Origin of the sequence: Saccharopolyspora mangrovi (genome assembly GCF_035320975.1) — a bacterium.
In the GTDB taxonomy this organism is placed as follows: Bacteria; Actinomycetota; Actinomycetes; order Mycobacteriales; family Pseudonocardiaceae; genus Saccharopolyspora; species Saccharopolyspora mangrovi.
On sequence record NZ_JAWLNX010000007.1, the window covers coordinates 292214 to 302446 of the forward strand.

A 10233-nucleotide genomic window follows, 5' to 3' on the forward strand; every position below is an offset into this window, starting at 1 on the left:
CGGTGTGGCACCGGCACGACACGGCACGCCCCGCCGGGCGAGGACGGGGGTGTTCGGACGATTCGTCGTGCCGCGATGACGTCGGAAAAAGCGGGAGTGGTCCTCGGACCGCTTTCAGCGACAGGCGGAGGCGATGACCCGGAACAGGTCGATCACGCGATCGCGGGTGAGAAACGAATCGGACACGAGACAGATCGTGGCACCGGATCGTCGAGGCGGCCAGGGCTCCCGGTATGTGGACCGCCGGCACGAGCCGGGTTGATCAAGTTCACCCGGCCGGGCGAGCGGCACCGGCATCCCGCCCGCAGGCGGCGCGGCGACGGCGGGAACAATGACGGTCAGAGGGGACCGGCCGGAGCCTGCGGCGGTCCTGGACGGAGACGAACGCCGAGTGAGCGCCTGGGGCGCCGCCGCGGTCAGTCACGGCTGGGAGGTAGACGTGGACGACCTGGTCATCCAGATGGATGGCGTCGGTGTCCGGCGAGGCAAGACGACGCTGTTGGCCGACGTGAACTGGTCGGTCGAGCTCGACGAACGCTGGGTCGTTCTGGGCCCCAACGGGGCGGGCAAGACGACGCTGCTGAAGATGGCCAGCACCGAGATGCATCCGACCACCGGCACCGTCGACGTGCTGGGCGAGCGGCTAGGCAAGACCAACGTCTTCGACATCCGCCCGCTGATCGGGCTGTGCTCGGGCGCGCTGGTCAACCGCGTCCCCGGTGACGAGATCGTCCGCGACGTCGTGGTCAGCGCCGGGTACTCGGTGTTCGGCCGCTGGCGCGAGGAGTACGACGCGATGGACACCGATCGCGCGCAGGAACTGCTCGACCTGCTCGGCGTCGCGCACCTCGCCGACCGCGAGTTCGGCACGCTATCCGAGGGCGAGCGCAAGCGGACCATGATCTCCCGCGCGCTGATGACCGACCCCGAGCTGCTGCTGCTCGACGAGCCCGCCGCCGGCCTGGACCTCGGCGGCCGCGAGGACCTCGTCGCCCGCCTGTCGACCCTCGCGATGGACGCCGACGCACCGGCGTCGGTGCTGGTCACGCACCACGTCGAGGAGATCCCGCCGGGCTTCACCCACTGCCTGCTGCTGCGCGAGGGCGGCATCGTCGCCCAGGGCCTGCTCGACGACGTGCTCACCGAGGACAACCTGTCCAAGACCTTCGACCAGAACCTCGAACTGCAGCAGGCGGGGGACCGCTACTTCGCCCGCCGCAGGCCCTGACCAGCCTGCCCGCACCGCTCGGCAGGACGTTGCCGGGGCGATGTTGAGATCGGTGACACAGCAGATCGCGGGCGGGGCGCGATAGCCTCGCCTGCGGCAAGCGGTGGTTCGACGAGGAGGTTGCTGCGTGGGCGAGTTCGTCAGGCTTGAGGTCGAGGGTGCGATCGGCACGATCCGGTTGGATCGGCCGAAGATGAACGCGCTGAACAGGCAGATCGAGACCGAGCTGCGCGACGTGGCGATCGAGGCCGCCGAGCGCGACGACATCCGAGCCGTGATCGTCTACGGCGGGGAGAAGGTCTTCGCCGCGGGCGCGGACATCAAGGAGATGGCCGACATGTCCTACGCGGACATGGCCGGCAAGGAGCAGCGCGGGCTGTCGGACGCGATGAGCCAGGTCGCCGCCATCCCCAAGCCCACGGTCGCCGCGCTCACCGGGTACGCCCTCGGTGGCGGTTTCGAGCTGGCCCTGTCCTGTGACCGGCGGATCGCTGCGGACGACGTCAAGGTCGGCCAGCCGGAGATCCTGCTCGGTGTCATCCCGGGTGCCGGTGGCACGCAGCGGCTGGCGCGGCTGATCGGGCCCAGCAAGGCCAAGGACATCATCTACACGGGCCGGTTCGTCGAGGCCGACGAGGCGCTCGCGCTGGGCATGGTCGACGAACTCGTGCCCGCCGCCGACGTCTACGCGGCGGCCAAGCGCTGGGCCGAGCAGTTCACCGGTGGTGCGGCGCGCGCCCTGGCAGCCGCGAAGGCCGCTGTCGACGGTGGTCTGGACGTGGACCTGGACAACGGTCTGAAGCTCGAAACCCACTTGTTCGCGGGCACTTTCGCGACCGAGGACCAGAAGATCGGCATGCGGTCGTTCATCGAGAACGGCCCCGGCAAGGCGAAGTTCACCGGGCGCTGACCTGGTAGCAGCAGTGGAAGAAGTCGTGACGAGCACACCCCACCGCCAGGTTCCCGGTTCGCGCCGGTCGTTCGCGCCCGGCGCTCACTGAGGAGCGGCGGTGGGGTACTCGTTCGACCTCGACGACGTGCTGTTCCTGCGCTCGGCGGCGGGGCATGCCGTGGTCGCCGAGCTGTCCGCACTGCCGTTGACGGGCAAGTCGCGGCTCAACGACGTCGCCGTGGCGCGGCGCCAGGTCGGTGAGCGGTTCGCCGCGGCCGCGCTGGAAACCGCCGTGCTGCGGCGCAAGGCCGAGTCCAAACTGGACGGTGGCGGTGACTGGTTGTTCACCGACTCCGCATTGCAGCAGGCCACCGCGAGCGTCGTGGCCCGGCACCGCGCGCAGCGCTTGGCAGGTCGCGACGTGCACGACGTGACCTGCTCCATCGGTGCCGACCTGGCCGCGGTGGCCGGGATCGCCAACCGCTGCGTCGGATCTGATCTGGACCGGGTCCGGCTGCACATGGCCGGGCACAACCTAGCCGCCGCCGGCCGTGACGCGGTGCTGGTCGAGGCCGACGCGCTGCGCCCGGTCACCCGCGACACGGTGGTGGTCGCCGACCCGGCGCGCCGGGACGAGGGCGGCAGGCGCCGCTGGAACCCCGCAGACCTGGTGCCGCCGCTGGACGAGCTCGTGGACGTCTACGCCGGCCGGGACCTGGTGGTCAAGTGCGCCCCTGGGCTGGACTTCGCGGCCGTGCCCGACGAGGCCGAGGCCGAGGTCGTGTCGCTGGACGGGCAGGTCCGGGAGGCCGCGTTGTGGTTCGGCTCGCTGGCCGACCCGACCGCGCGGCGCAGGGCCAGCGTGCTGCGGTCCGATGGCACCGCGTGGACCGTCACCGACGCCGAGCCCGACGACTGCCCGGCCGAGGACGTGCGTGAGTGGATCATCGACCCGGACGGCGCCGTGGTGCGCGCGGGCCTGGTGCGCCACTACGCCGCCCGTCACGGTCTCGCCCAGCTCGACCCGCGCATCGCTTACCTGACCGGGGACGAACCGCCGCCCGGGGTGCGGGCCTTCCGGGTGCTCGAGCACGGCCGGTTCAACGAGAAGGCCTTGCGCACGATGCTGCGCCGGCACGAAGTCGGGCGGCTGGAGATCCTCGTGCGCGGCGTCGACGTCGATCCCGACGCGTTGCGGCGCAGGCTCAAACCCAAGGGCGCCCAGGAAGCCAGCGTCGTGATCACCAGGGTCGGTGACCAGGCCGTGGCCCACCTCTGCCGGGCGGAGCGGACCTGAGCTCTCCCGGCCCGCTGTTCGGTGACCGGCATCACGGGCCTCGGTTGTGAGAGCGGTGAAATTGGGAGGCAGTGCCGCAGGGCCCTTCTCTATGCTTGTGCGGAGTATGGGTACGTCGTCTGTGAAATCCCCGCTCGCTGATCTGCGGGAACGTTTGCCCGAGCTGATGCTGCAGGACCAGCGTCGGCTGCGTCGACGCATCGAGGGCGCCCGCAAGATCCGCGATCCGGAGGCGCTGCGGTCGGTCACCGCGGAGATCACCGGCGACGTCGAGACTGCCGAGCTGCGCGTGCAGCGCCGCCGCGACGGCATCCCCAAGATCACCTATCCGGAGAGCTTGCCGGTCAGCCAGCGCCGGGACGATCTGCTCGCCGCGATCCGCGACAACCAGGTCGTCATCGTCGCAGGTGAGACGGGTTCTGGTAAGACGACACAGCTGCCCAAGATGTGCCTGGAGCTCGGACGCGGCATCAAGGGCGTCATCGGCCACACCCAGCCGCGCAGGCTCGCGGCGCGCACCGTGGCCGAGCGGGTCGCCGAGGAGCTGGGCACCGAGATCGGCGGTGCCATCGGCTACCAGGTGCGGTTCACCGAGCGCACCGGTGAGGACACCGCGGTCAAGCTCATGACCGACGGGATCCTGCTCGCCGAGATCCAGCACGACCGGATGCTGCGCCGCTACGACACGCTGATCATCGACGAGGCGCACGAGCGCAGCCTCAACATCGACTTCATCCTCGGCTACCTCAAGCAGCTGCTGCCGCGCCGCCCCGACCTGAAGGTGATCATCACCTCGGCCACCATCGACCCGGAGCGTTTCTCCCGGCACTTCGACGACGCACCGGTCGTCGAGGTCTCCGGCCGCACCTACCCGGTCGAGGTGCGCTACCAGCCGCTGCTGGAGGACTCCGACGACGCCGCCGACCCGGCCACGGAGGTCAGGGACCAGCCGCAGGCCATCTGCGACGCGGTCCGCGAGCTGTGCGCCGAAGGACCCGGCGACATCCTGGTGTTCCTCAGCGGTGAGCGGGAGATCCGCGACGCCGCCGACGCGCTGGGCCAGCTCAAGCTCCGCGACACCGAGATCCTGCCGCTGTTCGCGCGGTTGAGCGCCGCCGAGCAGCACCGGGTGTTCCAGCGCCACACCGGCCGCCGGATCGTGCTGTCGACCAACGTCGCCGAGACCTCCCTGACCGTGCCCGGCATCAAGTACGTCATCGACCCCGGCACGGCCCGCATCTCCCGCTACAGCTTTCGCACCAAGGTGCAGCGGCTTCCGATCGAACCGATCTCGCAGGCCTCGGCCAACCAGCGGAAGGGCCGCTGCGGCCGGGTTTCCGAAGGCATCTGCATCCGGCTGTACTCCGAGGAGGACTTCGAGTCCCGGCCGGAGTTCACCGATCCCGAGATCCTGCGCACCCACCTGGCCTCGGTCATCCTGCAGATGACCTCGCTGGGGCTGGGCGAGATCGAGTCCTTCCCGTTCCTGGAACCACCGGACCGCAGGCAGATCACCGACGGCGTCAACCTGCTGCACGAGCTCGGTGCGCTGGAGAGCACCAAGTCCGCCGCCGACCGCAAGCTCACCCGCGTCGGCCGCAGCCTCGCCCAGCTGCCCATCGACCCGCGCCTGGCGCGGATGGTGCTGGAGGCCGAGCGCAACGGCTGCCTGCGCGAGGTGCTGGTGATCGTGGCCGCGCTGTCCATCCAGGACCCGCGCGAGCGCCCCGCCGAGCACCAGCAGGCCGCCGACCAGAAGCACGCGCGCTTCGTCGACAAGGAAGCCGAATCCGACTTCCTCGCCTACCTCCGGCTGTGGGAGCACCTGCGCACCCAGCAGAAGGAGCTGTCCTCCAATCAGTTCCGCAAGCTGTGCCGCAACGACTTCCTCAACTACCTGCGCGTGCGCGAGTGGCAGGACCTGTTCGGCCAGTTGCGCCAGATGGTCAAGTCGATGGGCATGACGCTGGCCGACCAGCCCGCCGACTCCACCCGCATCCACCAGTCGCTGCTGGCCGGCCTGCTCTCGCACATCGGTCTCAAGGACGTCGAGAAGCGCAACGGCCCGCAGCGTTCCGGCCCGCCGGGTCGCGGTGGCAACGAGTACCAGGGAGCCCGCAACACCCGCTTCGCGGTGTTCCCCGGATCGTCGTTGTTCAAGAAACCGCCGCGCTGGGTGATGGCGGCCGAACTCGTCGAAACCTCCCGCCTGTGGGCGCGCATCGTCGCCCGCGTGGAACCGGAGTGGATCGAGCAGCTGGCCGGACATCTGGTCAAGCGCAACTACAGCGAACCGCACTGGGAGAAGGACCGCGCCGCGGTGGTCGCCTTGGAACGCGTCACGCTCTACGGCGTGCCGCTGGTGGCGGGCCGCAAGGTCAACTACGGGCCCATCGATCCCGAGGTCAGCCGCGAGCTGTTCATCCGGCACGCGCTGGTCGAGGGCGACTGGGACACCCGGCACGAGTTCTTCCACCAGAACCGGGCACTGCTCGACGAGGTCGAAGACCTCGAGGAACGGGCCCGGCGCCGCGACATCCTGGTCGACGACGAGACCCTGTTCGAGTTCTACGACCAGCGCATCGGCGACGAGGTGGTCTCAGGCAGGCACTTCGACACCTGGTGGAAGAAGACCCGCCGGGAACAGCCGGATCTGCTCAACTTCGAGAAGTCCATGCTGATCAACGAGCGCTCGGCGCAGGTCAGCGATCAGGACTACCCGGACCACTGGATCTACGGCGAGCACCGGCTGAAGCTGACCTACCAGTTCGAGCCGGGGGCCGACGCCGACGGTGTCACGGTGCACATCCCGCTGCAGGTGCTCAACCAGATCGACGCCGAGGGCTTCGACTGGCAGATCCCTGGCCTGCGGGAAGAACTGGTCACCACGCTGCTCAAGTCGTTGCCCAAGCAGCTCCGGCGCAACTTCGTGCCGGCACCGGACTTCGCCAAGGCGGTGCTCTCGCGCGTGGGTCCGGACGACGGACCGCTGCTGGAGACCTTGCAGCGCAGTCTCCGCCAGCTCACCGGTGTGGAAGTGCCGAGTTCGGAGTGGGACCTGGAGCGGGTTCCCGATCACCTGAAGATGACCTTCCGGGTGGTCGGTCGCCGTGGCCGCAAGCTCGCCGAGTCCAAGGACCTCGAGTCGCTCAAGCTGCGCTTGAAACCCAAGCTGCGGGAGGAGATCTCGGCCGCCGCCGACGACATCGAGCAGGGCGGCCTGCGCTCCTGGAACTTCGGCGAGCTGCCGCGCACCTTCTCCCAGCAGCGTTCCGGGCACGCCGTGAAGGCCTACCCGGCGCTGGTGGACGAGGGCGAGACCGTGGCGGTGCGCATGTTCGACACCGAGCGCGAGCAGCGGCGCGCGCTGTGGAACGGCACCCGCCGGCTGCTGTTGCTCAACGTGCCGTCGCCGGCGAAGTCCATCCAGCGCGGCATGAGCGCCACCAGCCGCCTCGTGCTCGGCGGCAGCCGGTACGGCGATCTGGCCACGATCCTCGACGACTGCGTGCGCTGCGCCGTCGACAAGCTGATGGCCGACAACGGTGGTCCCGTGTGGGACGGCGACTCCTACGCCGGCCTGGAGGCGAAGGTGCGCGCCGGTCTGGGCGAGTACACGGTGGCCGTGTTGTCCGAGGTGGAGCGGGTCCTGGTCGCGGCGCAGCACGTGGAGGCGGTGCTGGCCGATCGCCCCAAGGGCGTGTCGGAGGAGTCGCTGGCCGACATCCGCGAGCAGCTCGAAGGCCTGCTGCACCCCGGTTTCGTCACCGCGACCGGCTTCGACCGGCTTCGCGACCTGGTCCGCTACCTGCGCGCGATCGAGCAGCGGCTGGACAAGGCGCAACACCAGCCGCAACGCGACCGGGAGTGGATGCACCAGGTCGACGAGGTCCGGCAGCGCTATCGGGATCTGCTGTCCCGGGTGCCGCAGGGGCGTTCGCCCAGCGAGGCGCTGCTGGAGGTGGCCTGGACGGTCGAGGAGCTGCGGGTGAGCCTGTTCGCGCAGTCGCTGGGCACGCCGAGGCCGGTTTCGGTCAAGCGCGTGCACCGAGCGATGGACAAGCTCGAGGACTGAGTTCGGCGCGGCGGTCCGGGAGCGGGCTGCCGGCCGGAACAGGCCGAGGAACGTCGTCGCAACCATGATCTCCCCCAGGAGAATTCGTGCCCGTGCGAAGTTTTCGGGCGGATGACGACGAGTATCCGCCATCGAACGCACGTTCGCATCGCTCGAAAGGGTGGAGAACTGCGGTAAAAGTGGGGTGGAGCTGGGCGATTCCGCGCGAAAGTCGCTCTCGCGAAAGGATTCGCGAAGGGTCGTGCGATTCCGCGGGCTACGACTCCCGGCGAGTCCGGTCCCCGAGCCGGACTTCGCAGGGGGAGTGGCGGCTCAGTAGCTCGCGGGGGAGACCGCGATGCCGAGCGCTCCCGGGCCCGTGTGGGCTCCTATGATCGCGCTGGTCTCCTCGAGGGTGACCCTGCGCACCTGCGGCAGTTGCGAGCACAGCGCGTCGAGCACTTCCTTGGCGCGATCGGCCGCTTCGAAGTGCTCCACGCCGACGTCGACCGGACCCCGGCCCGCCCGCTCCACGGCGGACGCGACGGCCTTGCGCAGTGCTCGCTCGGGGCCGATGCCCTTGGCCAGCTGGTCGATCACGCCGTCCTTCATGATCAGCACCGGTTTGATCGACAGCGCCTGGCCGACCCACGCCTGCGCCCGGCCGATCCGGCCGCCGCGCTGCAGGTACTCCAGGGTGTCGACGTAGAGCAGCTGGGTGGTGCTGCGCAGGCGGTGCTCGAGGACGTTCATCACGCCTTGCGGCGTGGCCCCGGCTGCGGCGGCCTCGGCCGCGGCGATCACCGGGAATCCGAGGCTGAGCCCGGTCAACCGCGCATCCACCACGTACACCGGCACGCCGATCTCCGCCGCGGCGATCCGGGCGGATTGGCACGTTTGGGACATTCCTTCGGAAATGTGGATCGAAATGATCGCGTCGACACCGGATGCCGCGGCGTCGGCGTAATTCCAGTAGAAGGCCGGCGGAGGGGGAGGGTTGGTGGAGACCGGGACGTTGTTGCGCATTGCCTCGGCCATCTGGGGGTGCAGCACCCGCCGCTCGTCGTTCTGTTGATCGCCAACCGTCAGCTCCAACTGCACGATGGAGATTCCCAGCCGGTCGGCCACGTCGAGCGGAACGGAAGCCGTCGAATCAGTCACGATGGCGACGCGTCTTCTCATGGCGGCAAGGCTACTAATACGTAAGGTTCATTCACATACTTTCCGGATGACCCGTTGCCACTTTTGCGGCGGCCGATCATCTCCGCGCCGGGAGGGTGAGTACTGTCACGGGTGGGATCTGGTTGCACCCGGGCTACTGGCAAGTAACATCCTCGGTGGTTGGCATCACTGTGCTTTCCACCTGAGAGCATGGCAAGGTCAACCTAACCCGGACAGAACAAGCGCCGGGTCCACAAGCAGAGCCGCTGGAGGACCAGCGAGCGTCAGTTGAGTCCGCAGGAGGTCGAAGAGGGCCCATGAACATCGTCGTCCTGGTTAAGCAGGTGCCCGACACGTATTCCGAACGGAAGCTGTCTGCTGCGGATCACACGTTGGACCGCGAGTCGGCGGATGCCGTGTTGGATGAGATCAACGAGCGCGCCGTGGAGGAGGCGCTGTTGATCAAGGAGGCCCAGGGCGGCGAAGTGACCGTCGTGTGCATGGGCCCGGACCGCGCCACGGATGCCATCCGCAAGGCGCTGTCGATGGGTGCGGACAAGGCGGTGCACCTCGCCGACGAGGCGTTGCACGGCACGGACGCCCCCGCCACCGCCAAGGCGCTGGCGAAGGTCATCGGCACCGTCGAGGGTGTCGACCTGGTGATCGCGGGTAACGAGGCGACCGACGGTCGCTCGGGCGCGGTGCCGGCGATGGTCGCCGAGGTGCTCGGCTGGCCGCAGCTGACCTTCGCGCGCAAGGTCGAGACCGATGGTTCCGCGGTGAAGGTCGAGCGCGAGACCGACGCGGGCATCCTGACCGTCGAGGCCGGTCTGCCGGCCGTCGTGTCGGTCACCGAGAAGATCAACGAGCCGCGGTACCCGTCGTTCAAGGGCATCATGGCCGCGAAGAAGAAGCCGGTGACCGCGCTGTCGCTGGCCGACGCGGGGATCGACGCCTCCGAGGTGGGCCTGGCAGGCGCCGGCTCCCAGGTGGTCGAGTCCGCTCCGAAGCCGCCGAAGTCCGGTGGTGTGAAGGTCACCGACGAGGGCGAAGGCGGCGTGGGAGTCGCCGAGTTCCTGGCCGGCGAGAAGCTGCTCTGAGTCGTTCACGGTTTTCGAGGAGGCATTGATTCATGACTGAGGTTCTGGTCCTCGTCGATCACGTGGACGGCGAGGTCAAGAAGGTCACGTACGAGCTGCTGACCGCGGCGCGTCGCATCGGTGAGCCGTCGGCGGTCGTCGTCGGCGAGCCGGGCACGGCGGGCAAGCTGTCCGAGGCGCTGGGCTCCTACGGTGCGGCGAAGGTCTACGCGGCCGAGTCCGCCGAGGCCGCCGAGTTCTTGGTGACGCCGCAGGTCGACGTGCTGTCCGCGCTGGCGGGTTCGGCGAGCCCGGCGGCGGTGCTGGTGCCGGCGTCGGTCGATGGCAAGGAGGTCGCCGGTCGTCTGGCGATCCGCTTGGGCTCCGGTCTGCTGTCGGAGGTCGTGGACGTCGACGGTGAGGGCGTTGCGTCGCACTCGCTGTTCGGTGGCACCTACGACGCCAAGGCGAAGGTCACCCAGGGCACCCCGGTGATCACCGTGCTGCCCGGCAGCATCGAGG

At 69.2% G+C, this 10233-nt stretch carries 7 protein-coding genes; 6 read left to right on the forward strand and 1 reads right to left on the reverse strand.

Annotated elements, in window-relative coordinates; genetic code table 11:
* Positions 1 to 460: 460 nt before the first annotated feature.
* The 4 genes from R4I43_RS13155 (at position 461) to hrpA (ending at position 7492) form a co-directional block, all read left to right on the forward strand.
* On the forward strand, positions 461 to 1228 hold the full coding sequence (locus tag R4I43_RS13155; protein WP_324265899.1) for an ABC transporter ATP-binding protein: 768 nt from the start codon (positions 461 to 463) through the stop codon (positions 1226 to 1228).
* Between the two features lie 127 nt (positions 1229 to 1355).
* Positions 1356 to 2138 carry an enoyl-CoA hydratase/isomerase family protein gene (locus R4I43_RS13160; protein WP_324265873.1) on the forward strand — a complete coding sequence of 261 codons (783 nt, stop codon included), beginning with the start codon at positions 1356 to 1358 and terminating at the stop codon, positions 2136 to 2138.
* Positions 2139 to 2238: 100 nt separating this feature from the next.
* Positions 2239 to 3417, forward strand: coding sequence for a THUMP-like domain-containing protein (locus tag R4I43_RS13165; RefSeq protein WP_324265874.1), 1179 nt, complete (start codon positions 2239 to 2241; stop codon positions 3415 to 3417).
* A 106-nt stretch (positions 3418 to 3523) separates the two neighbouring features.
* The gene (gene hrpA, locus R4I43_RS13170; RefSeq protein WP_324265875.1) at positions 3524 to 7492 is read left to right on the forward strand and encodes an ATP-dependent RNA helicase HrpA; all 3969 of its coding nucleotides are present in this window, start codon (positions 3524 to 3526) and stop codon (positions 7490 to 7492) included.
* Positions 7493 to 7804: 312 nt separating this feature from the next.
* Here hrpA and R4I43_RS13175 read toward each other — a convergent pair whose 3' ends face one another.
* A complete protein-coding gene (locus R4I43_RS13175) occupies positions 7805 to 8653 on the reverse strand; it encodes a DegV family protein (protein ID WP_324265876.1) in 849 nt (282 codons plus the stop codon).
* 296 nt (positions 8654 to 8949) lie between these two features.
* Between R4I43_RS13175 and R4I43_RS13180 the strand changes: the two genes are divergently transcribed.
* Entirely contained in the window at positions 8950 to 9732 is a 783-nt protein-coding gene (locus R4I43_RS13180; RefSeq protein WP_324265877.1) for an electron transfer flavoprotein subunit beta/FixA family protein, read from the forward strand.
* Positions 9733 to 9764: 32 nt separating this feature from the next.
* On the forward strand, positions 9765 to 10233 hold a 469-nt coding region (locus R4I43_RS13185), incomplete at its 3' end, for an electron transfer flavoprotein subunit alpha/FixB family protein (protein WP_407691236.1).